The organism is Glycomyces harbinensis (assembly GCF_900101745.1).
GTDB lineage: Bacteria > Actinomycetota > Actinomycetes > Mycobacteriales > Micromonosporaceae > Glycomyces > Glycomyces harbinensis.
Window position 1 is genome coordinate 33,638 of record NZ_FNAD01000002.1, and the last position, 22,249, is coordinate 55,886.

Below are 22,249 nucleotides of genomic sequence, written 5' to 3' on the forward strand. Positions count from 1 at the left end.
TTCGCACACCCCTGATCGGAGCCCCATGAAACGACTTCCCGGCCCGCTGCGCGGCGCCCTGGCGCCCGCGGCGGCCGTCCTCTTCGTCCTCGCGGCCGCCGCACCCGCGGCCGCGGCGCCCGTCCCCTTCACCGTGGACGACCTCGGCGAGAACTACTGCACCTACTACGAGGCCACCGGCGCCGCCGAATGGGCCGACATCGTCATCCAGCCGACGGTCGCCATCGCGGGCAAGGCGTCGACCACGTTCATCGACGACAGGCCGTGCCTGGACGTCGAGCCGTTCCCGCGCCACGTCCAGTTCACCGCCTACTCGCAGGAGCGGCCCGTCGCCGAGCACCGCGAGGCGCTGTCGAACGCCGAGTCGGCCTTCGGCTTCGACTTCACCCTCAGCTCCGACGAGACCCAGGCGATCGAGTACGTCACCGTGGCGATCTGCCGGACCGAGAGCATCATCGGCCAGCCCGAGTTCGCGTGCACCGAACCGGTCGTGCTCAAGCCCTAGCGGACACGACGAAGCGGCCCGTGCGCTCGCACGGGCCGCCGTCGCTCGGCCTACTTCGGCGCGGCCCACTCGTTCCAGGACGCGACGTCCTCGCGGACCTGCGCGAGCTGGTCGGCCACCGCCTTCGGGCCCGTCGAGCCCGGCGTGGTCCTCCCCGCCAGCGCGCCGTCCACGTCGAGCACCGCCTTCACCGACGGGTCCAGGTCGGGCGAGATCGCCGCCAGGTCCTCGTCGGCGATCTCGTGCAGCTCGATGCCCTTCGACTCGCAGTGCGCGACGCACGCGCCCGCGACCTCGTGGGCGCTGCGGAACGGGATGCCCTTGCGCACCAGCCAGTCCGCGATCTCCGTGGCCAGGCTGAAGCCCTTCGGGGCGCTGGAGCGCGGGACCTCGGTGTTGAACCGCATCGTCGCGATCATGCCCGTGACGGCCGGCAGCAGGAGCGCCAGGTTGTCCAGGGAGTCGAAGACCGGCTCCTTGTCCTCCTGGAGGTCCTTGTTGTACGAGAACGGCAGGCCCTTGAGCGTCACCAGGAGGCTCGTCAGGTTGCCGACCAGCCGGCCCGACTTGCCGCGGGCCAGTTCGGCCACGTCCGGGTTCTTCTTCTGCGGCATGATCGACGAGCCCGTGGAGAACGCGTCGTCGAGCGCGACCCAGCCGAACTCCTGGCTCGACCAGAGGATGACCTCCTCCCCCAGGCGGGAGAGGTGGACGCCGATCATGGAGCAGACGAACAGCAGCTCGGCCGCGAAGTCGCGGTCGGCCACGGCGTCGAGCGAGTTCGGCGCGGTCCGCGCGAAGCCCAGCTCCTCGGCGACGGCGACCGGGTCGAGCGGCAGCGAGGAGCCCGAGAGGGCCCCCGCGCCGAGCGGCGAGACGGCCGCGCGCTCGTCCCAGTCGGAGAGTCGCGACAGGTCGCGCAGGAACCCCTGGGCGTGGGCCAGGAGCTGGTGGCCCAGGGTGATCGGCTGCGCGTGCTGGAGGTGGGTCATGCCCGGCGCGGGCGCGTCCACGACCTCGGCGGCCTGCTCGGCGAGGGCGCTCACCAGCGCGGTCACGTCGGCGGCCAGGCCCCGGGCGTGGTCGCGGCAGTACAGGCGCAGGTCGGTGGCGATCTGGTCGTTCCTGGAGCGGCCGGCGCGGAGCTTGCCGCCGAGGTCGCCGAGGCGTTCGACCAGGCCGCGCTCCAGCGCGGTGTGGACGTCCTCGTCCTCGATGGTGCCGGTGAAGGCGCCGGAGGCGACGTCCTCGCCGAGGCCGTCGAGCGCCTCGAGCATCTTCGCGAGTTCGTCGGCGCTCAGGAGGCCGGCGCGGTGCAGCACGCCCGCATGGGCTCTGGAGGCCTTGAGGTCGTACGGCGCCAGCCGCCAGTCGAAGCCGATCGAGGCGTTCAGGGCTTCGAGGGCGGCGGCGGGGCCGCCGGTGAAGCGGCCCCCCCACAGTTTCGCCATTACGCGGCCTCGGCCTTGATCCGCTCGTTCCGGGCGGCGGCGAGCTTCGCCGGGAGGCTCCACAGGTCGACGAAGCCGCGCGCCTTCGACTGGTCGAACGTGTCGCCCTCGTCGTAGGTCGCCAGGTCGAAGTCGTAGAGGCTGGCCTCGGAGCGCCGGCCGGTGACGGTGGCCCTGCCCGCGTGGAGCGAGAGCCGGATCTCGCCGGTGACGTGGGTCTGGACGTCGCCGATGAACGCCTCGAGGCTGTCCTTCAGCGGCGAGAACCACAGGCCGTCGTACACGAGCTCGCCCCACCGCTGGTCGACGGTCCGCTTGAACCGGGCCTGCTCCCGCTCGATGGTGACGTTCTCGAGCTCCATGTGGGCGGCGATCAGGGTGATGCCGGCCGGGGACTCGTAGACCTCGCGGGACTTGATGCCGACGAGCCGGTCCTCGACCATGTCGATCCGGCCGATGCCCTGGGCGCCGGCCCGGGTGTTGAGCTGCTGGATGAGCTCGAACGCGGAGAGCTTGACGCCGTCGAGCGCGACGGGCTTGCCGGCGACGAACGAGATGATGACCTCGTCGGCCTCGCGGGGCTCGGCCGGGCTCTGGGTGTAGTCGTAGATGTCCTCGATGGGACCGTTCCAGATGTCCTCCAGGAAGCCGGTCTCGACGGCCCGGCCCCACAGGTTCTGGTCGATCGAGTACGGGGACTTCTTGGTCACGTCGATCGGGAGGTTCTTCTCCTCGGCGAACGCGATGGCCTTGTCCCGGGTCCAGGCGAAGTCGCGGGCGGGAGCGACGACCTTGAGGTGCGGGGCGAGGGCGGCGAGGCCGGCCTCGAACCGGACCTGGTCGTTGCCCTTGCCGGTGCAGCCGTGGGAGACGATGGTCGCCCCGTGCTTCTCGGCGGCGGCCACGAGGTGCTTGACGATGAGCGGCCGGGAGAGGGCGGAGACCAGCGGGTAGCGGTCCATGTAGAGCGCGTTGGCGGCCACGGCCGGGAAGCAGTAGTCGGCGGCGAACTCCTCGCGCGCGTCCACGATCTCGGCGCTGACGGCGCCGCAGCCCAGGGCGCGCCGCTTGATGACGTCCATGTCCTCGCCGTCCTGGCCGACGTCGATCGCCACGGCGATCACCTCGGCGTCGAGCTGCTCGGCGAGGTACGGGATCGCCACGGACGTGTCGAGGCCGCCGGAGTAGGCGAGCACTACTTTCTCGGTCATTGCTGGTTCTCCTAGATTCCCTGGTTAGTGGTGGCGTTGTAGGGGTCTGGCGCTTTGCCGGCCCAATGAAGCATCTGTTCGGCTACCTGGCCGCCGGTGACGCCGTCGCGGGCGATCACGGCTATCGTGTCGTCCCCCGCGATGGTGCCGATGACGTCGGCCAGGCCCGATCGGTCGATCGCGCTGGCGAGGTACTGGGCCGCGCCGGGCGGGACGCGCAGGACGGCCATGTTCCCCGAGTGGTCGGCGCCGACGAGCAGTTCGCGAAGGAGCCGCTGGAGCCGGTCGGGGGCGGCCTCGGCGTCGCGCAGGGGCCGTTCGCCTTCGGCGAAGATCGAGTAGACGGCGGAGCCGCCGGTGCCGCGGACCTTGACCGCGCCGAGCTCTTCGAGGTCGCGCGAGAGCGTGGCCTGCGTGGCCTCGATGCCGTCGTCGGCGAGGAGCGCGGCCAGCTCGGTCTGGGAGCGGATCGCGCGCGTCGAGATCAGCTCGACGATGCGGGCCTGCCTGGCGGCCTTGGTGGTCGGTTGATTCACGACGACTCCTTGACGAGCCAGGCCAGGAGGGCCTTCTGCGCGTGGAGCCGGTTCTCGGCCTGGTCGAACACGCGCGAGTGCGGGCCGTCGATGACGTCGTCGGTGATCTCCTCGCCGCGGTGGGCCGGGAGGCAGTGCAGGACGATCGCGTCGTCGGCGGCGTGCGCGAGCAGGTCGGTGCCCAGCTGGTAGCGGGACAGGTCGCCGAAGCGCTGCGCGCTGTCGGCCATGCCCATCGAGACCCACGCGTCGGTGGAGACGACATGGGCGCCCGCGACCGCTTCGACCGGGTCGGCGGTGAGGGTGACCGAGCCGCCCGTGGCGGCGTTGATCTGCGCCGCGCGCTCCAGGACTTCGGCGGCGGGCTGGTAGGCCTCGGGGGCGCCGATGCGGACGTGCATCCCGGCGAGGGAGCAGGCGATGACCGTGGAGTTGCCCATGTTGAAGGCGGCGTCGCCGAGGTAGGCGACACTCGTGCCCTTGAGCGGCCGGTGCTCGGCGATGGTCTGGAGGTCGGCCAGGAGCTGGCAGGGGTGCCAGCCGTCGGTGAGCGCGTTGACGACCGGGACGGTGGCGTGCTCGGCGAGCTCGGCGATCCGGTCGTCGCCGAAGGTGCGGATCACGATGGCGCTGACGTACCGGGACAGGACCCGGGCGGTGTCGGCGACGGTCTCGCCGCGGCCGAGCTGGGTCGACTGGGCGTCGATGACCACGGAGTGGCCGCCGAGCTCGGCGATGCCGACGTCGAAGGACATCCGGGTCCGGGTGGAGGGCTTCTCGAAGACGACCGCGACGGACTTGGGGCCCGCGAGGGGGCGGTAGGCGTGGCGGTCGGCCTTCATCTTCGCGGCGAGGTCGAGGATCTCGGCCTGCTGCGCGGGGGTGATGTCGTCGTCTTTGAGGAAGTGCTTCTGGTTCGGCGGAGCCGAGTGATTGAGGGTCACGGTCGACCTCCAGGGCCATGAGGCTTGTGGGGCGAAGCCCCTCCAGTTTGGGGAGAGGCGTCGCGAAGCGGCGCCGGCGGGCGGGGCGACGGGTGCGGGACTGCGTCGAGGGAGGCGATGAGCTTGTCGCAGAACGCGTCGAGCTCGGGCCGGGTGATGGTCAGCGGCGGGGCGATCCGGACCGTGTCGGGCCGGGGCGCGTTCGCGAGCACGCCGAGCCCGATGAGGTGCTCGACGACGGCGCCCGCGACGGGCTCGGCGAGGTTGATGCCGCGCCACAGGGCCTGGCCGCGGACCTCGGTGACCCGCGGGTCGGCGAGAAGCCGGGCGTCGAGGTGCTCGCCGAGGGCGAGGACGTTCTCGAACAGGTGCTCCCGCTCGATCGTGTCGATCACGGCGAGGGACGCCGCGCACGCGATGGGGTTGCCGCCGAAGGTGGAGCCGTGCACGCCCTTGGTGAACAGCGCGGCGGCCTCCTCGGTGGCGAGGACCGCGCCGATCGGGACGCCGCCGCCGAGGCCCTTGGCGAGGGTCACGACGTCGGGGACGATGCCCTCGGCGTGGTGGGCGAACCAGGCGCCGGTGCGCCCGAAGCCGGACTGGATCTCGTCGAGGATCAGCAGGGTGCCGTTCTCGGCGGTGAGTTCCCTTGCGGCCTTGAGGTATCCGGCGGGCGCGGGGATGACGCCGGTCTCGCCCTGGGTCGGCTCGAAGAACACCGCGGCGACCGAGTCGTCCACGGCGGCCTTGAGGGCGTCGAGGTCGCCGTAGGGCACGAACACGACGTCGCGGCCCAGCGGCTCGAACGGCTCGCGGATCGCGGCCTTCCCGGTGATCGACAGGGCCCCGAGGGTCCGGCCGTGGAAGCCGTTCTCGGTGGCGACGATCCGGGTGCGGCCCTCGGCCTTGCCGTGGAGCAGCGCGATCTTCAGCGCGGCCTCGTTCGCCTCCGTACCCGAGTTGCACAGGAAGACCCGGCCGGGGTTGCCCCACAGGTCGAGGAGCTTCTCGGCGAGCTCGACCTCCTTCTCGTGCAGGAAGAGGTTCGAGGTGTGGGCGAGCCGCGCGGCCTGGACCGAGACGGCCTCGACCAGCGCGGGGTGGTTGTGCCCCAGGCTGGAGACGGCGATGCCGCCGATCATGTCGAGGTAGGCGTTGCCGTCCACGTCGGTGACGGTGCGGCCCTCGCCCTCGCGGATCGCTACGGGCGGGAGGCCGTAGTTGCCCATGAGCGCCTTGGCGTACCGGGCCTTGATCTCCTCGGAGTAGCTCATCTGTCCTCCATGACCATGGTGCCGACGCCGTCGGAGGTGAAGATCTCCAGCAGTGTCGAGTGGGGGACGCGGCCGTCGATGACGTGCGCGCGGGGGACGCCGCCCTTGACCGCCCGCAGGCACGCCTCCATCTTCGGGACCATGCCCGCCTGGAGGGTCGGCAGCATCTCGGCGAGGCGGTCGGTGGTGACCTGCCGCAGCAGCGAGTCCTTGTCGGGCCAGTCCTCGTACAGGCCCTCGACGTCGGTGAGGACGATGAGCTTCTGCGCGCCCAGGGCCTCGGCGAGCGCGGCGGCCGCGGTGTCGGCGTTGAGGTTGTAGAGGATGCCGTCGTGGTCGAGCGCGACCGTGGAGACCACGGGGATGCGGCCGGCGTCGATGAGGTCGTCGACCGCGGCGGTGTTGACCGACGCGACGTCGCCGACGCGGCCGACGTCGACCTGCTCGCCGTCCACATCGGCCCAGCGCCGCTTGGCGGTGAACAGCTGGGCGTCCTCGCCGGACATGCCGACCGCGAAGGGGCCGTGGTTGTTGATGAGGCCCACGAGCTGGCGGCCGACCTGGCCGACCAGGACCATCCGGACCACGTCGGCCGCTTCGGGAGTGGTGACCCGCAGGCCGCCCTTGAACTCCGAGGCGATGTTCAGTTTCGCGAGCATGGACGAGATCTGGGGGCCGCCGCCGTGCACGACGACCGGCTTGATGCCGACGTAGTGCAGGAACACCATGTCGGCGGCGAACGCGGCCTGGAGCTCGGGGTTGATCATGGCGTTGCCGCCGTACTTGACCACCACGATCGAGCCGGTGAACCGCTGGAGCCACGGGAGGGCTTCGATCAGCGTCTCGGCCTTGCCAAGGGCCGCTTGAAGATGCGGGGCCAGGTCTTCGAGACCTTCTTCTGCGAAACTCATGTCGAGTACGCCGAGTTCTCGTGGACGTAGTCGTGGGACAGGTCGTTGGTCCAGACCGTGGCCGCGGCGGCGCCGTTGTGGAGGTCGATGTCGATCGCGACGGCCCGGCCCTTGAGGTCCACGAGGTCGCGCGAGTCCCCGGCGGCGCCGGCCTTGCAGATCTGGACGCCGTTGACGGCGACGTCGACCTGGTCGGCGTCGAAGGGCGCCTTGGAGACGCCGACGGCGGCGAGGATGCGGCCCCAGTTCGGGTCGCAGCCGAACATGGCGGTCTTGACGAGGCTGTCGCGGGCGACGCAGCGCCCGACCTCGACCGCGTCGTCCTCGGTCGCCGCGCCCGAGACGGTGATCGCGATGTCCTTCGTGGAGCCCTCGGCGTCGCCCAGGAGCTGCTTGCCGAGGTCTTTGCACAGGTCGGTGAGCGCGGTGATGAACTCGTCCGCCGCGGCCTCGACGCCGGAGGCGCCCGAGGCGAGCAGGAGCACTGTGTCGTTGGTCGACATCGAGCCGTCGGAGTCGAGCCGGTCGAACGAGTACCGGCAGGCGGTGCCGATCGCGGCGTCGGCCAGCGGCTGGTCGATCACGGCGTCCGTGGTGAGCACGACGAGCATGGTCGCCAGGCCGGGGGCGAGCATGCCCGCGCCCTTGGCGATCCCGCCGATGGTCCAGCCGGCGGGGCTGGTCACGACCGCGTTCTTGGCGACGGAGTCGGTGGTCATGATCGCGGTCGCGGCGGCCTCGCCGCCGTCGGCGGACAGTGCGGCCGCGGCGGCTTCGACGCCCGGCAGGAGCTTGTCCATCGGGAGCTGCTCGCCGATGAGGCCGGTCGAGCAGACCGCGACTTCGACGGCGCCGCAGCCGAGGAGCTCGGCGGTCTTCTCGGCGGTGGCGTGCGTGTTCTGGAAGCCCTCGGCGCCGGTGCAGGCGTTCGCGCCGCCCGAGTTGAGGATGACGGCCTTCAGGGCGCCGGTCGTGAGGACCTGCTGGGACCACTTGACCGGGGCGGCCTTGACGCGGTTGCCGGTGAAGCGGCCCGCGGCGACCTGGAGCGGGCCGTCGTTGACGACCAGTGCCATGTCGGGATTGCCGGAGGCCTTGAGCCCGGCGGTGACACCGGAGGCCTTGAAGCCCTTGGGAGTCGTAATTGTCACGGCGCGATTCCGTTCACGGTGAGTCCGGCGGCCTCGGGGAGGCCGAGCATGAGGTTGGCGCACTGGACGACCTGCGCGGCCGCGCCCTTGCCGAGGTTGTCGATCGCGGTGGTGACGATGATCCGGCCCGAGTCGACGTCGACCGTGCCCTGGATCTGCGCGACGTTGGTGCCGAAGGTCGAGGCGGTCGCGGGCCACTGGCCCTCCCGCAGGAAGTGCACGAAGTGCTCGCCGTCGTAGGCCTTGGCGAGCGAGGCCCGCACGTCGGCGGCGGTGACGTCGCCTATGGCCTTGGCGGTCACCGTGGAGATGATGCCGCGCGGCATCGGGGCCAGCAGCGGGGTCAGCGAGAGCGAGGCGGCGCCGGTGGCCTGCTTGATCTCGGGGACGTGCTGGTGCGCGCCCACTTTGTACGGGCTGATCGAGCCCATGACCTCGCTGGCGAGCAGGTGCTTCTTGGGCGCGTTGCCGGCGCCGGTGGTGCCGGAGGCCGCGACGACCACGACGTCCTCGGCCGAGGCGATGCCCGAATCCAGGAGCGGCCGCAGGCCGAGGATGGTCGCGACGGCGTAGCAGCCGGTCGCGGCGACGCGGGTCGCGGCGGCGACGGCCTCGCGCTGGCCGGGCAGTTCGGGCAGGCCGTAGGTCCAGGTCCCGGCGTGGGGGCCGGGGTAGTAGGCCTCCCAGGCGGCGGCGTCTTCGAGCCGGTGGTCGGCGCCGAGGTCGACGATCTTCTGGTCGGCGGGGAGCTGCGCGGCGAGCGCGGCGGACTGGCCGTGCGGGAGGGTCATGATCACCAGGTCGGCCTCGGCGAAGGCCTCCGGGGTGGTCGGGGTGAATCGTCGTGAACCGTACGAGGTGAGGTGGGGGTGGACTGCGGTGATGAACTCACCGGCGTTGCTGTGCGCGCCCGCGGCGACGACGTCGAGTTGCGGGTGGTCGGCGAGCAGCCGCAGCACCTCGCCCCCCGCGTAGCCGCTGGCGCCCGCCACGGCGACCTGGTACGTCACTGGAAACCTCCGTCTTGAATGACTATGCAGAGAACTGTATCAGCATTCAATCGGAAGCCGGAAGCGATATTCCGCTGTGTGGGATGTGACTATCGCCCCTGTTCGCGGGCGACATTCGGCCGTGGACCGCCAAGGCCCCGCCCCGCCCTCAACGTGCCTGTTCGCGAGCAACATTCGGCCGCTGGCCGCCAAGGCCCCGCCCCGCTCTCAGCGTGCCTGCTCGCGAGCAAAGATGGCGGCTTGGACGCGGCTGGCGAGGCCGAGTTTGGCGAGCACGCGGGTGACGTGGGACTTCACCGTGGCCTCGGCCATGCCGAGGTCGGCGGCGATCTCGGCGTTCGACATGCCCTCGCCGATGAGGGACAGCACCTCGGTCTCGCGCGGGGTCAGGCTCGCGAACCCGGCGTTGTCGACGCTGATCGGAGCGTACGCCGGCCGCGAGCGCGCGAACTCGGCGATGAGCCCGCGCGTGACCGCCGGAGAGATGAGGCCGTCGCCGCGCGCGATCGTGCGCACCGCCTCGACCAGGGTCTCGGCGTCGGCGTCCTTGAGCAGGAACCCGCTGGCCCCGGCCCGCAGCGCGTCGAACACGAAGCCGTCCTCGCCGTAGCTGGTGAGGACCAGGACGTCGGCCGTGCCGCGCAGCTCGGCGGCCGCGGCGATGCCGTCCTTGCGGGGCATGCGCACGTCCATGACGACCACGTCCGGGGACAGTTCCCTCGCGAGGTCGACCGCCTCGACGCCGTCGGCGGCCTCCCCGACCACCTCGATGTCCTCGGCGCTGTCGAGCAGCATGCGCAGGCCGGCGCGAACGGCAGCGTGGTCATCGGCGAGGAGGACAGTGATCATCAGCGTTTACTCCGATTCGGGGGAGGCGAGCGCAGCGAGCCGGCGGGCGGGGAGACGGGTGTGGGCCATCAGTGTTCACTCCGATTCGGGGAAGGCGAGCGCGTAGCGCCCCCGTCGTCGGGCAGTGGTGGGCGACGGGTGAGCGTGTAAGCGTGTGGGGTCATGGTTGTCTGCTCCGGTTCAGGAAGTGGCGGACAGGCGATTCGGGCGCCGGCGGCGCGGGTTCGTCGTGGCCGCCGACGGGGATCTCGGCGCGGACGCGCCACCTGCGGCCCTCGGGCCCGGCCTGGAACCTGCCGCCGAGGAGCCGGACGCGCTCGGCCATCCCGATCAGCCCCGCTCCCCCGCCGGGCATGTGGTCCTCGCCCGGGCGCACGGCGTTCTCGACCTCGACGGCGATCTCCTCGTCCCCGTACCGGATCGCGACGGCGGCGTCCGAGCCGTATTTGAGGACGTTCGTCAGCGCCTCCTGCACCACCCGGTAGGCGGTCAGCTCGACCTCGCCCGGCAGCGCCCGCACCGTCCCCTCGGTCGAGGAGTCCACCTCGAGGCCGGCCTTGCGCATCCGCTCGACCAGCTCGGGTACCTGGTCGAGCCGGAAGGACGCCAGCTCCTCCCCCTCGTCGCCCGCGCGCAGGAGGCCGATGATGCGCCGCAGCTCGGCCAGGCCCTCGACGCTGGAGGAGCGGATCGCGGCGACGGAGGTCCGCATCGTCTCGGCGTCGAGATCCTTGCGGGCCTGGAGCGCCGTGGACTGCAAAGCGATCGCCGACAGGTAGTTGGCGACGGTGTCGTGCAGCTCGCGGGCCATGAGGGTGCGCTCGCGCAGGACCGCCTCGCGGCGGCGCACGTCCGCCAGCCGCACGGCCTGCTCGGCCCGTTCGGCTTCGAGCATCGCCCGCTCGTGGGCCTGGCGCACGATGACCGCGGTGAACACCGGGGAGGCGATGACCAGCGCGGCGATCGCCAGCGAGGAGATGACGGCCGCGAGCCTGCCGTCCGTCACGGCCACGAAGACCCCGGCGGCCAGGGCCACCGCCACCACCGTCGGCAGCATGATGTTGAGTCCGCGCCGGGACCCGTAGCGGGCGTAGGAGTAGAGATTGTCGGTGAAGACGAACACGACCGCCAGCGAGAACCCGATCACGCACTCGGCGCCGAAGCCGACGACGCCGAGCGCAAGCGTCACCCCCGGCAGTGCCCGCCGCAGGACCACGCCGGTGCAGACCAGGACCAGCGGCACGTACCGGACCGCGTCCGGGACCTCGATGCCGAACCGCTCGTAGCTGCCGAGCGCGAGCAGCGCCGCGCCCGCGGTGAACAGCAGGACGGCGGCGATCACGTCGGCGCGCTTGACGCCGGCCAGGCGGCGGGGCGGACTGGTCATGCCCCAATCCCATCATGTCCGGGCCCGCGCGGCCTCAGTCCTGATGCGGAAGGGGCCCTCCGACTTTCGTCGCACCCCGTTGCGGCCCTCGCAGCCGAGGGACGATCATGGTCGGGTGAACGAACCGAAGCAACCCTCGGCTGTGAGCCCCTCCCCCGACCGGCCGGAATGGGACCGGTACTCGGGAGTCCTGCGAATCTTCGTGATGTGCAACGCGCTGCTGGCGTTCGCACTCGAACTGGCCATGCTCGTCTTCGTCGCCTGGTGGGCCCTCGAGCTCGACCTCGAGGGCTGGTGGGCGCGCCTGCTCATCGCCTTGGTGGCGGTGGGCGCCCTGGTGGTCCTGTGGGGGGCGTTCGCGTCCCCGAAGGCGCGGCTGCCGCTGCCGGTCTGGGGGACCCTGGCGGTGAAGGCGGTCGCGTTCGGCGCCGGGACGCTGGCCCTGTGGGGCCTGGGCCTCCCGGCGGCGGCGATCGCGTTCGCGGTGGTCGCGATCGCGAACACCGCCGTGGCGACGTACGTCAGGCGGCCGCGCTAGGCGAGCAGCGCCCCGATGAGCTCGATCGCCCAGGTGGGGTCGTCGGTCGTGGGGAAGTCGGTGGGCCAGTCGTCGATCTCGTTGACGGCGGTGGTGAAGATCCCGATGATGAAGATGAAGTAGATCGCCCAGAACACGACCGACGCCACGCCGATCCAGCCGAGCACGATCCCGGCGGTCGCGAAGCCCTCGCCCTGCTCGCCGCGCTCGGCGATCTGCCGCTTGGAGACCATGCCGAAGATGAGGCCCAGGATCGAGATCGGGTTGCAGACGCCGACGATGCCCATGATCATCGCGGCGATCGCCAGGCCGTTCGTGGGCCGCGGCGGCGTGTACTGGTACCCGTAGGGCGGGTACACCCCGTACGGCGGCTGCGGGGGCGGCGGGTACTGCTGTTGCGGTTGCGGCTCTTGGTAGTTGGGGTCGGGCGTCGACATGGGGCACCTTTCGGACGGTCCGGGCCCCCTCAGCTTAGGCGTTCGGTGCCCGGCCCGCTGGTCTGACCGGCGGGTTCGGCCGCCGCTTCGCGCAGCGCGCGTTCGCGGTCGAGCAGCGGCGAGAGCGCCCACCACAGGAAGACCGCCACGGCCCAGCCCGTGGCGGCACCGGCGATCGTGTCGGACAGCCAGTGGGCGTGCTGCCAGGTCCGCGCCCACATCATCGCCAGGGTCAGCAGCGCGGCGAGGGGCCACCAGATCCGCAGGCGCCGGGCCGGGACCGCCACGACCGCGATGACGACCACGAACGCGGCCATGCGGGCGCTGTGTCCCGAAGGGAACGACCAGGACGCGGTGTGGACCATGATGTCGTCGGGGCGCGCGCGGTTGGGGACGGCCTTGAGCACGTCGATCACCAGCGAGGTGGCCGCGACCACCGCGCACGTGTAGACGGCCGACCGCCAGCGCCGCATGAGCAGCAGGACGACGACGCCGGCCGCGAGGACGACGAGGCCCGGTTCGGCGCCGAGCCGGTTGAGCAGCTCCGCGAGGTGCCACCACAGGTCGGAGTCGGATCCGCCGACGAGGTCGTTCCAGCCGTCGTCCATGCCCTGCCACGGCGGTCCGGCGGGTCCGGAGGCGCGGACCCAGAGGGCGTCCCCGAGCACGCCGAAGGGGAGCGCGATCGCCAGGACCAGAAGCCACCGCGGGGCCGGGAACCGGTTCGGAGTCATGGGCGGCATCCTACGATCGGGCGCGGGCCGGGTCGCGTCAGCACCAGACCCAGCCGCAGTCCTCGCTGGTGGTCTCCTCCTCGGAGGACGTGGTGGGCGGGTCCGGTTCCTCTTCGGAGGACGAGGTGGGCGGGTCGGGTTCGGGCTCCTCGGAGGTCTCCTCCGTCTCGGATTCGGACGCGGACTCGCTCGGGGACTCGGATGCGGTGCAGCCCTCGACTTCGGGGTTGGCCTGGCAGTACTCGCTGTCGGGGTCGATCTGGCCGTCGTCGTCGGCGATGCCGTCGGTCATGTCGGTGCCGGCGCCCGAGGCGCCCGGCAGCTCCTCGGCCTCGTAGCCGTTGACCTCGATGGCGGTGTCGATGACGTTGCGCCACAATGGCATGCCGCCGTCCTCGGCGGCCGAGCCGTTGGCCCAGGCGGCGACGCTCAGCTGCGGTATGGCGCCGACGAACCAGGACTGGGTGGTCTCGCCGTGGAAGTCGGCGGCGACGCCGAAGAAGTCGCGGTCCTCGATCGCCTGGCTCTCGCCGAGTCCGGTGAACTGGAGGTCCTGCGCGGTGGTGTCGGCGATGGCCTGGTTGGTGCGGATGCCCTGGTCGGGTTCGACGGCGCGGCCGTCGCCGTCGACGACCCGCTCGATGAAGTGGGTGTCGGCGTGGACGCCGTCGGCGGCGATGGTCGCGTAGACGCCGGCCATGTCGACCACGCTGACGGGGTAGCTGCCGAAGTCGGCGGCGTCGAGCCCGTCGAAGTCGCCCGAGGCGACGTCGCGCAGGACGCCTTCGTCGTCGGCGATCCCCTTGAGGCCCATGCTGCCCGCGGTCTTCAGGACGTCTTCGACGCCGTACTCCTCGGCGACGGCGTCCATGGCCGCGGTGCGGGACTCGCGGACCGCTTCGACGAGGGTCACGTCGGCGTCGTCGTCGGCCCACCAGGACTCGATGGAGGCGCCCGCTTCGAGGGCGGTCGCGGCGGTGATCATGTCGAACACCGAGGACGGCGGATGCGGGGCCTCGGATCCGAGCAGGTCGGTCCCGGCCTCGGCCTCGGCGCCGTAGTAGCAGCGGACGGCGCCGGTGCCGGGTTCGACGGCGACGACCCCGGCCTCGCCGGAGGTCTCCTCGGCGGCCTCTTGGAGGGCCTGGTCGAGGGTGAGCACGACGCGGAGGCCGTCGGGGCGGGCGGATTCGTCGTAGAGCCGGTCGGCGGTCAGGCCGTAGCGGGCCTCGAGTTCGGCGTGGATGTCGGCGACGAGCGCGGGGTGGGTGTCGGCGAAGTCGTCGGGGAGGGCCTGTCCGTCGGCGTACAGGAACGCGGCGTTCTCCTCGCCGCCGGAGCCGGAGGCCCCGTCGGGGAGGTTGCCCAGGACGATGGAGACGCCGATGGCGACCACGAGGGCGACCGCGCCGCCGACGGCGAGGTGCATCTTCGTGAACTGCATGTCGCGCAGCCGCCCAGGGAGCGTCATGGCCGCCCGGCGCGCGCCGCTGTACGCAAGGCCGGCCCGGTGACTTCCCGGTGGTCCGCCTTCCGAGCCGGTCCGCCTCAGCCGCCTGCCAATGCGAGAGGGGTTCCCGTTATTCACACCACGTACCTTAAAAGGCGCGGATCATGCGACAAGCCGCGGCTCCTGCCCTACCGCGTATCAGTGGGCGACACGGACAATGCGAAGAAGCGCAGCCGCACCGGAGTGCGGCTGCGCCCCAAGGGTTCTCGCAGTAATTCGGCCTGTCAGACGCGGATCGAGGCGCCGAAGCGCTCGGCCGCCACGGCGACGGCGGCGTCGCGCACGGCGACGCCCTCCTCGTTGGTGAGCGTCCGGTCGGCCGCGCGCAGCTCCAGCTTGAACGCGAGGGACTTCCGGTCCTCGCCGAGCTTCGCGTCGCGGTAGACGTCGAACAGCCGCAGGCCGTCGAGCAGCTCGCCCGCGCCCTCGCGCAGCGCGGACTCGACCTCGCCCGCCGGGACGGCCTCGGCCACCACGACCGCGACGTCGATCAGCGTGGCCGGGAAGTGCGAGATCACCGGCGCGGGGGCGAGGCCCGCCGCCGGCAGCGCCGACAGGTCCAGCTCCATCGCGACGGTCCGCTTCGGCAGGCCCAGGCGGTCGCAGACCTCCGGGTGCAGCTCGCCCGCGTGGCCGACCGGCAGGCCGTCCACGCGAAGCTCCGCGCACCGGCCCGGGTGCCACGGCGCGGCCTCGCCTTGGGCGACTTGGAGTTGCACTCCAGACGCCTCGGCGACGACCTCGGCGGCCTCGACCGCGTCGGTCCAGTCAACGGCCCGGCCGGGCACGCCGACGCCGACGGGCACGGCCTGTCCGCACAGGACGGCGGCGACGTGGCGCGGCTGCACCGGCAGGCGCCGGATCGCGGCCTCGATGGCCTCGTCCGCGGGCCGCTTGGAGACCGGGAGCGCCACCAGGTCCAGTTCGGTCCAGCCCTCGGCGGGCTGGAAGACCAGGCCCTCCTCGAACACCGCGAGGTCCCTGGCGCCGCGCGCCAGGTTGACCTTGACGGCGTTCACCAGGCTGGCGAGCACGGTGGTGCGCAGCAGCGGCGCGGCGTCGTCGAGCGGGTTGAGCACGGCGATCGCCTCGCGCTGCGGGTCCTTCTCGTCCAGGCCCAGCTCGTCCGCGCGCTCGCGGGAGACGAACGGGAACGTGTAGGTCTCCACGAACCCGTTGTCCGCCAAGGCGCGTGCGACGCGGCGGCGGCGCCGCTGCGACGAGGACAGCCCGGTCCCGGCGATCGCCCGCGGGATGCTGGAGGGGATGTGGCCGTAGCCGTGCAGGCGGGCCACCTCCTCGACCAGGTCGGCCGGGTCGGTCAGGTCGGGCCGCCAGGAGGCGGGCACCACGGTGAAGACGTCGCCGCCCTCCACAGTGCCCTCCTTGACCTTGCCGCCCACGACCTCGCAGCCGGCCGCTTCGAGCATCGCCACGATCAGCTCGCGGTCGTACTCGACGCCGATGGTCTTCGAGGGCAGGTCGACCGGCATCACGATCGGCGCGATCGGCTCGCGGCGGTCCACGTCGGCGACCTCGGCGACGAGCGTCCCGCCGCCGTACTCGACCAGGAGGTCGGCCGCGCGCTGGGCGGCCAGCATCGAGATCGCCGCGTCAGCCCCGCGCTCGTAGCGCTTGGAGGCCTCGGAGGTCAGCTTGTGCCGCCGCGAGGTGCGCGCGATCGACACCGGGTTCCAGTGCGCCGCTTCGATGAGCACGTTGGAGGTGGTCGGGCCGACCTCGGAGGTCTGGCCGCCCATGACCCCGGCCAGCGACAGCGGGCCGGTCGCGTCGCAGATGACCATGTCCTCGGGGTCGAGCACGCGCTCGACGTCGTCCAAGGTCGTCAGCGTCTCGCCCGGGTTCGCCCGGCGCACCGTGAGGCCGCCCTCGAGCGCGTCCAGGTCGAAGGCGTGCAGCGGATGGCCCAGTTCGAGCATCAGGTAGTTCGTGACGTCCACGGCCAGGCCCAGGGGGCGCATGCCGGCCTGGGTGAGGCGCTTGGCCATCCACTCGGGCGCTTCGGCGTTCGCGTCCACGTCCCGCACCGCGCGCAGCGTGAACCGCGTGCAGCCGTCGGTCTCCACCGACAGCGGGAACGGCTGCCCGGCGGTGGCCTTCGGCTCGGCGGCCTTCGCGACCGGGTCGGTGAAGGCCACGCCGAGGCGGTGGGCGACCTCGCGGGCGATGCCGCGCACCGAGAAGCAGTAGCCCATGTCCGGCGTGATCGCCAGCTCGAAGACGACCTCGTCGAGGCCGACGAGCGGGCGCGCGTCGGCGCCGACGTCGCCCTCGGGCAGCACGATGATGCCGTCGTGGTCGTCGGAGACGCCCAGTTCGCTGGCCGAGCAGATCATGCCGTCGGACAAGCGGCCGTAGGTCTTTCGCGAACCGATCTTGAAGCCGCCGGGCAGCTCGGCGCCCGGCAGCGCGACCACGACGAGGTCGCCCTCGGCGAAGTTCCGCGCGCCGCAGATGACCGAGCGCGGCTCGGCCTCGCCGACCTCCACCCAGCAGTGGCGGATCGGCTTCTTGAACTCGGTCAGCTCCTCGATGGAGGCGACCCGGCCGACCACGAGCGGGCCGGTCACGCGGCCGCGCAGGTCGTCGACCTCTTCGACCTCCAGGCCGGCCTCGACCAGCGCGGCGTCGAGCGCCTCGGTGGACAGGTCGGCGGGCAGGGCGGCGTACTCGGCGAGCCAGGAAACGGGAATCCTCATCGGTTACTCCTCCACTCGCAGGCCGGCCGGGAACCGGACGTCGCCGTCGATGATGTCGCGCAGGTCGGTGATGCCGTGGCGCAGCATGAGCGCGCGCTCGACGCCCATCCCGAACGCGAAGCCCGAGTAGACGTCGGGGTCGATCCCGCAGGCGCGCAGCACGCGCGGGTTGACCATGCCGCAGCCGCCCCACTCGATCCAGCGCGCGCCGTCCTTGTGCGCGGCGAACCAGACGTCCACCTCGGCGCTCGGCTCGGTGAACGGGAAGTACGAGGGGCGCAGGCGCGTGATCGCGTCCGGCCCGAAGACCGACTTCGCGAAGTGGTCCAGGGTCCCCTTGAGGTCGGCCATGGTGATGCCCTCGTCGACCACGAGGCCCTCGGTCTGGTGGAACACCGGCGCGTGCGTCGCGTCGACCTCGTCGGTGCGGTACACGCGGCCGGGCGCGACCTTGTAGATCGGCGGCTCCTGCGTGAGCATGGTGCGGATCTGCACGGTCGAGGTGTGAGTGCGCAGCACCATGTTCGAGCCGAACCCGCCCTCGCCGTCGGCGATGTGGAACGTGTCCATCATGGTCCGGGCAGGGTGGTCGGGGTGGATGTTGAGCGCGTCGAAGTTGAACCACTCCAGCTCGACCTCGGGGCCCTCCCCGATCTCGTAGCCCATCGCGACGAACAGGTCGGCGATGCGGTCCATCTGCACGTTGATCGGGTGGCGGGCGCCCTGGCGGCGCCGCGGCGTGCGGGCGGTGACGTCCAGGGTCTCCTCGCGCAGGACCCGGGCCGCCTCGGCGGCCCTCAGGATCTCCTCGCGGGCCTCGTACACGGCCGTGATCTCGGTGCGGGCGGCGTTCACGTTGCGCCCGGCCTCACCGCGCTCCTTGCCGGGGATCGAACCGATCGCCCTGCGGGCCAAGGAGACCGGCGACTTGTCGCCGAGCGTGGCGCTCTTGGCGGCGGCGAGTTCCCCGAGGTTCGCGGCGGACTCGATGGCCGCGGCGGCGTCTTTGACGGCCCTGGCGAGGGCCTCGGGCTGGAGCAGGCCAGCCTCGTTCTCTGTGCTCATAGCGTCTTTCTCCTGGCGGGACCAAAAGGAGTCTAAGGAAGGCACGCGGCGCGGCCGCAGCCCGCTAGGGAAGACGTGGTCGACTAACGCCACAGCCCGCACCCGGCGGGCTGGATAAATTCGCGTCGGCCGTAAGACATGCCGTCATTCTAACTTCCGCTCTTGGCGAAGCTTGCGAGCCATAAATGTGCACGGTGTTGGGCGGCGGCGCTTGCATACAGGCAGAGGCCCGCGGCGACCGCGAGGTTCAGGCTCTCGGCCTTTCCCCAGATCGGGACGCCGACCTTGCGGTGCGCGAGGGCGGCGGTGTCCTCGTCGAGGCCGTGGGCCTCCGAGCCCAGCAGCCACACCGTCGGCGCGGCCAGATCGCCGGCGCCGTCGAGCGCGTACAGATCCTCACCGCCGGCGGCCGCGGCCAGGACCTGCGCGTGCGGGAACACGCCGAGCACGTCGGCGGTGTCGGCCGCGCGGAGCACCGGCAGGTGGAACAGGCTCCCGGCCGAGGAGCGCACGCACTTGCCGTTGTACGGGTCGACCGAGTCGGTCCCGAAGACCACGCAGTCGGCCCCGGCCGCGTCGGCCGCGCGCAGCACGGTCCCGGCGTTGCCAGGGTCGGTGATGCCGTGCAGCACCGCGACCAGGTTCGCCTCCTCGGGGAGGCGCTGGTCCAAGAACCGGCAGACGGCGACGAGGCCCTGCGGGGTCACCGTCTCGGCGAGGGCCGCGAGGCCCTCGTCGGTGCAGGGGTGCACGTGGGCGCCCGCGGCGACGGCCGCGTCGATCAAATCGGAGTGGCGGGTGTCGGCGTCGAGGTCGTAGAACAGGTCCTCGACCGCGCCGGCCGCGATCGCCTCGCGGACGGCCTGGGGCCCTTCGGCGAGGAACCGCTCGGCCTTGTCGCGCCCGCGGCGGCGCTGGAGCTTCCTGGCGGCGACAACCCGGGACGATCGCGCCGTGAGCGCGTCCGTCCCGGGTACGTCGGCCGTCATCTACTGCTCGACCGGGGCGTTGACGTCCTCGGGGAGGGCCTGGCGGGCGACGGCGACCAGGGCGGTGAACGCCGCCGGGTCGGACACGGCCAGCTCGGCGAGGATCTTGCGGTCCACCTCGACCTCGGCCAGGGCCAGGCCCTGGATGAAGCGGTTGTAGGTGATGCCGTTCTGGCGGGCCGCGGCGTTGATGCGGGTGATCCAGAGCTTGCGGAACTCGCGCTTGCGGGCCTTGCGGTCGCGGTACGAGTAGGTGTACGAGTGGAGCAGCTGCTCCTTGGCCTTGCGGTACAGGCGCGAGCGCTGGCCGCGGTAGCCCTTGGCCTCCTCGAGTACGACGCGGCGCTTCTTCTTGGCGTTCATCGAACGCTTGACGCGTGCCACAGTTCAGTCTCCTTGCGATTAAAGCGGATGAAAGTCAGACGGGGGCGAAGCTAGCGGCCCAGCAGCTTGTTGACCTGCTTGGTGTCGGCCGGCGACACCTGAGTGCGGCCGTCCTTGCCGCGCTTGAGCTTGGAGCTCTTGTGCTCCAGCAGGTGGTTCTTGCCGGCCTTGCGGCGCATCAGCTTGCCCGAGCCGGTGACCTTGAATCGCTTCTTGGCACCGCTGTGGGTCTTCATCTTCGGCATCGTCTTCTCCTCATGTGTTCGATCCCGGCCGGGGCGGGCGCGCGGGCGCCCGCTCGGCCGGTCGGTGCTCGGTCTAGGACTCGGGCGTCTCGGCGGGCTTCTCGTCCGGCGTCGCGTCCGGAGTCTCGGCAGGGGCTTGCGCCGCCTCCGGGGCCTCTTCGGCCGTGACGTCGTCGGCCGGGGCATCGGCCGAGTCGGCCTCGCCGCGGTCGCGACCGGTCTTGCGCCCGCCGCCCTTGATCTCGCCCTTGGGGCGGATGGGGGCGACGACCATGATCATGTTGCGGCCGTCCTGCTTCGCGGCGGACTCGATGACCGCGAGGTCGGAGAGTTCCTCCGCGAGCTTGTCCAGCAGGCGACGGCCCAGTTCGGGGCGCGACTGCTCGCGACCGCGGAACATGATGGTGATCTTGACCTTGTCGCCGGCCGTGAGGAACCGCACGATGTGACCCTTTTTGGTCTCGTAGTCGTGCTTGTCGATCTTCGGCCGAAGCTTCATTTCCTTGATGACGGTCTGCTGCTGGTTGCGGCGCGAGGCACGGGCCTTCTGGGCGGACTCGTACTTGTACTTGCCGTAGTCCATGAGCTTGCAGACCGGCGGACGGGCGGTGGGTGCGACTTCGACCAGGTCCAGGTCGACGTCGGCGGCCAACTGCAGGGCTTTGTCGATCGACACGATGCCGACCTGCTCTCCCTGCGGGCCGACCAGGCGCACTTCCTTGGTCCGGATCTGGTCGTTCACGCGCAAATCGCTGATGGGGCCTCCTTGGTTCGCGATTCTCGCCGGTGCGATGCGCACCGGCGCCCCTGTGGCTGTTCAGGTCGCCGGAGCGGTGCCCCGGCGGCTTGTCGTCGCAAGCGTGACCCAGCAGGCCTCACAGGTAGAGGTCCCCAAAAGAAAAGACCCCAGCCTCGGCCAGGGTCCACTCCAAAGCACGGCGGAGTCATCCGCCGTGTGTTGACCCGTTCACCTGTCGGTCCCCTGAGGGGACCCGGCTGCGGGTGGGAGCTGGACTCCGCTTGCTGCACCGCGGGCCGCCACGATGGGCGGCGCGGTGCGATCGACACGCAATACTAGCACCTAGCTGCGGGACTGCTCCAAGAGCGCCCGCAGGTGTTTGATCGCCGCCACAGCCCGCTCCTTGTCGCTGACCTGGATCGCCATGATCGACATCTCGTCGTCGTCGGCGAGTTCCACGGTGGCCCAAGTCATCTTGTCGGTGAAGTTGATCGCGGTGACGACCTGCCAGGGGAAGAAGCGCTTCGCGGTGACGTTGACGACCTCGATGCCCTTGGCGTCGGCGCGCACCCGCAGGCGCAGGAAGCTCAGGGCGATCCCGGCGCCGATGGCGCCGAGGCCGATCATCCCGGCCTGGTCGGCCCACGTGACGGTGCCGCCCTCGGAGGTCTGGGCGCCGAGGGTGAAGGACAGGGCGGTGAAGCCGCCGAGGGCGACGACCGCGCCGATCCAGGCCCCGATGCGGGACTTGCGCGGGCGGTAGTCGAGCTGGCCGATCTCGGTCATGGTCTGCTCCTGCATGGCGGTGCGCTGCTCCCTGTTGTCGGTCGGCCGGTCGCTCACGGCAGCTGGTCGATCTCGAGACTCGAGTCGAATGCAAGCAGCGTCTTCGGCTCGCCGGTCACGATGGGCCAGCCGGGGCGGTTCAGGCCACACCAGGCGACGTGCCCGGCGGCGATGTTCCCGTGCTGGCGCGAGCGCGAGAGCATGAGCCCGACGTCGCGCGCGGACTTCTGGTCGAGGTCCATGATGACGGTCACCGGCAGGCCCAGCAGGACCAGGAGCGCGTCGCGGTCGCGGCGCCGGGCCTGGGACCAGGCCTCGGTGAGCGCGCCGGAGGGGATCGCGAGGACCACGTTCTGCTCGAGGGCGGTGAACACCACTGCCTGGGGATACGGCATTGAGGTGGCGAAACCGACGATGGCCGAGACGTCCAGGATGCGGCCTCCGATCACGCTTTGGCCTCTCCTTCAGGGTCGTCCACGCCGAGGACCTCGCGGGCCCAGGCCAGATGCTCGGCGCTGGGGGCGCTGCCCTTGCGCTCGAACAGGTCGTGGAGCTCGGTCAGCGAGCGGTCCCGTTCGAGGCGCTCGGCCACGGCGGCCGCGACGTACTCGGCGACGGACGAGGCGCGCCCGACCGCGACGAGGCGGCGGATCTGCTCCAGTTGGTCATCGGAAAGCGTGACGCTCGAACGCGAGGGGCCCGCCCCGGGTGAGGGCGGGTTGAGCGACGAATTGGCGCGATCGGTCACGATTTCAGGGTAGCGGGAAGGGGGCCGCGGACCCCAGCCGCCATGAGGGTCGGGCGGGACTGGGCGAAGCTCGCGAGCCGCGAACGCGCGCTGCGGTACGTTCTTGGTGAGGCGTAAGGCCCTCA

At 71.4% G+C, this 22,249-nt stretch carries 24 protein-coding genes; 2 read left to right on the forward strand and 22 right to left on the reverse strand.

All coding sequences use genetic code 11. The annotated features are described in order from the left end of the window. The first annotated feature begins 25 nt into the window (after positions 1–25). Positions 26–505, forward strand: a complete 480-nt coding sequence (locus BLQ63_RS03840; RefSeq protein WP_091028803.1) for a hypothetical protein — start codon at positions 26–28, stop codon at positions 503–505. Between the two features lie 50 nt (positions 506–555). On the opposite strand, the gene argH is transcribed toward BLQ63_RS03840, so the two are convergent. From argH to BLQ63_RS03890, 10 genes are all read right to left on the reverse strand, one after another. Further along, the gene (gene argH / locus BLQ63_RS03845; RefSeq protein WP_091028806.1) at positions 556–1,956 is read right to left on the reverse strand and encodes an argininosuccinate lyase; all 1,401 of its coding nucleotides are present in this window, start codon (positions 1,954–1,956) and stop codon (positions 556–558) included. Further along, positions 1,956–3,167 carry an argininosuccinate synthase gene (locus BLQ63_RS03850; protein ID WP_091028808.1) on the reverse strand — a complete coding sequence of 404 codons (1,212 nt, stop codon included), beginning with the start codon at positions 3,165–3,167 and terminating at the stop codon, positions 1,956–1,958. The genes argH and BLQ63_RS03850 overlap by 1 nt, the downstream gene beginning before the upstream one ends. 11 nt (positions 3,168–3,178) lie before the next feature. Continuing rightward, on the reverse strand, positions 3,179–3,703 hold the full coding sequence (locus BLQ63_RS03855) for an arginine repressor (RefSeq protein WP_091028811.1): 525 nt from the start codon (positions 3,701–3,703) through the stop codon (positions 3,179–3,181). Then, entirely contained in the window at positions 3,700–4,647 is a 948-nt protein-coding gene (argF, locus tag BLQ63_RS03860; protein ID WP_091028813.1) for an ornithine carbamoyltransferase, read from the reverse strand. Before argF ends, BLQ63_RS03855 begins: the two co-directional genes overlap by 4 nt. Then, positions 4,644–5,921, reverse strand: a complete 1,278-nt coding sequence (locus BLQ63_RS03865) for an acetylornithine transaminase (protein ID WP_091028816.1) — start codon at positions 5,919–5,921, stop codon at positions 4,644–4,646. Before BLQ63_RS03865 ends, argF begins: the two co-directional genes overlap by 4 nt. Continuing rightward, entirely contained in the window at positions 5,918–6,832 is a 915-nt protein-coding gene (gene argB, locus BLQ63_RS03870; RefSeq protein WP_091028820.1) for an acetylglutamate kinase, read from the reverse strand. The genes BLQ63_RS03865 and argB overlap by 4 nt, the downstream gene beginning before the upstream one ends. After that, positions 6,829–7,983, reverse strand: a complete 1,155-nt coding sequence (argJ, locus tag BLQ63_RS03875) for a bifunctional glutamate N-acetyltransferase/amino-acid acetyltransferase ArgJ (protein ID WP_091028824.1) — start codon at positions 7,981–7,983, stop codon at positions 6,829–6,831. Before argJ ends, argB begins: the two co-directional genes overlap by 4 nt. Further along, complete coding sequence (gene argC, locus BLQ63_RS03880; RefSeq protein ID WP_091028827.1) at positions 7,980–8,993, reverse strand: N-acetyl-gamma-glutamyl-phosphate reductase; 1,014 nt, start codon at positions 8,991–8,993, stop codon at positions 7,980–7,982. The genes argJ and argC overlap by 4 nt, the downstream gene beginning before the upstream one ends. Positions 8,994–9,200: 207 nt before the next feature. After that, positions 9,201–9,842, reverse strand: a complete 642-nt coding sequence (locus BLQ63_RS03885) for a response regulator (RefSeq protein WP_091028831.1) — start codon at positions 9,840–9,842, stop codon at positions 9,201–9,203. A 160-nt stretch (positions 9,843–10,002) separates the two neighbouring features. Further along, entirely contained in the window at positions 10,003–11,229 is a 1,227-nt protein-coding gene (locus tag BLQ63_RS03890; protein ID WP_091028834.1) for a sensor histidine kinase, read from the reverse strand. Positions 11,230–11,344: 115 nt separating this feature from the next. On the opposite strand from BLQ63_RS03890, the gene BLQ63_RS03895 reads away from it, so the two are divergent. Beyond that, positions 11,345–11,767, forward strand: a complete 423-nt coding sequence (locus tag BLQ63_RS03895) for a YrdB family protein (protein ID WP_177154778.1) — start codon at positions 11,345–11,347, stop codon at positions 11,765–11,767. Here the strand turns inward: BLQ63_RS03895 and BLQ63_RS03900 are convergent. From BLQ63_RS03900 to BLQ63_RS28235, 12 genes are all read right to left on the reverse strand, one after another. Continuing rightward, positions 11,764–12,204, reverse strand: a complete 441-nt coding sequence (locus BLQ63_RS03900; RefSeq protein ID WP_091028841.1) for a DUF4190 domain-containing protein — start codon at positions 12,202–12,204, stop codon at positions 11,764–11,766. The two genes, BLQ63_RS03895 and BLQ63_RS03900, sit on opposite strands and share 4 nt — an antisense overlap. Before the next feature lie 29 nt (positions 12,205–12,233). Next, positions 12,234–12,938, reverse strand: coding sequence for a phosphatase PAP2 family protein (locus tag BLQ63_RS03905; protein WP_177154779.1), 705 nt, complete (start codon positions 12,936–12,938; stop codon positions 12,234–12,236). A gap of 37 nt (positions 12,939–12,975) precedes the next feature. Continuing rightward, entirely contained in the window at positions 12,976–14,382 is a 1,407-nt protein-coding gene (locus tag BLQ63_RS03910) for a penicillin-binding transpeptidase domain-containing protein (RefSeq protein WP_177154780.1), read from the reverse strand. Between the two features lie 290 nt (positions 14,383–14,672). Next, the gene (gene pheT / locus BLQ63_RS03915; RefSeq protein ID WP_091028850.1) at positions 14,673–17,168 is read right to left on the reverse strand and encodes a phenylalanine--tRNA ligase subunit beta; all 2,496 of its coding nucleotides are present in this window, start codon (positions 17,166–17,168) and stop codon (positions 14,673–14,675) included. 3 nt (positions 17,169–17,171) lie between these two features. Further along, positions 17,172–18,233, reverse strand: a complete 1,062-nt coding sequence (gene pheS, locus BLQ63_RS03920; protein ID WP_091028854.1) for a phenylalanine--tRNA ligase subunit alpha — start codon at positions 18,231–18,233, stop codon at positions 17,172–17,174. A gap of 149 nt (positions 18,234–18,382) precedes the next feature. Continuing rightward, positions 18,383–19,222 (reverse strand): TrmH family RNA methyltransferase, encoded by an 840-nt coding sequence (locus tag BLQ63_RS03925; protein WP_091028857.1) that lies wholly within the window; start codon positions 19,220–19,222, stop codon positions 18,383–18,385. Next, a complete protein-coding gene (rplT, locus tag BLQ63_RS03930) occupies positions 19,223–19,606 on the reverse strand; it encodes a 50S ribosomal protein L20 (protein WP_091028860.1) in 384 nt (127 codons plus the stop codon). It lies immediately after the preceding gene. A gap of 50 nt (positions 19,607–19,656) precedes the next feature. After that, positions 19,657–19,851, reverse strand: a complete 195-nt coding sequence (rpmI, locus tag BLQ63_RS03935) for a 50S ribosomal protein L35 (RefSeq protein ID WP_091028863.1) — start codon at positions 19,849–19,851, stop codon at positions 19,657–19,659. Between the two features lie 73 nt (positions 19,852–19,924). After that, positions 19,925–20,593, reverse strand: a complete 669-nt coding sequence (gene infC / locus BLQ63_RS03940; protein ID WP_091028866.1) for a translation initiation factor IF-3 — start codon at positions 20,591–20,593, stop codon at positions 19,925–19,927. A gap of 339 nt (positions 20,594–20,932) precedes the next feature. Next, the gene (locus tag BLQ63_RS03945; RefSeq protein ID WP_091028869.1) at positions 20,933–21,433 is read right to left on the reverse strand and encodes a PH domain-containing protein; all 501 of its coding nucleotides are present in this window, start codon (positions 21,431–21,433) and stop codon (positions 20,933–20,935) included. Then, complete coding sequence (locus BLQ63_RS03950) at positions 21,430–21,825, reverse strand: hypothetical protein (RefSeq protein WP_091028872.1); 396 nt, start codon at positions 21,823–21,825, stop codon at positions 21,430–21,432. The genes BLQ63_RS03945 and BLQ63_RS03950 overlap by 4 nt, the downstream gene beginning before the upstream one ends. Further along, a complete protein-coding gene (locus tag BLQ63_RS28235) occupies positions 21,822–22,124 on the reverse strand; it encodes a ribbon-helix-helix protein, CopG family (RefSeq protein ID WP_091028876.1) in 303 nt (100 codons plus the stop codon). The genes BLQ63_RS03950 and BLQ63_RS28235 overlap by 4 nt, the downstream gene beginning before the upstream one ends. Positions 22,125–22,249 lie beyond the last annotated feature (125 nt).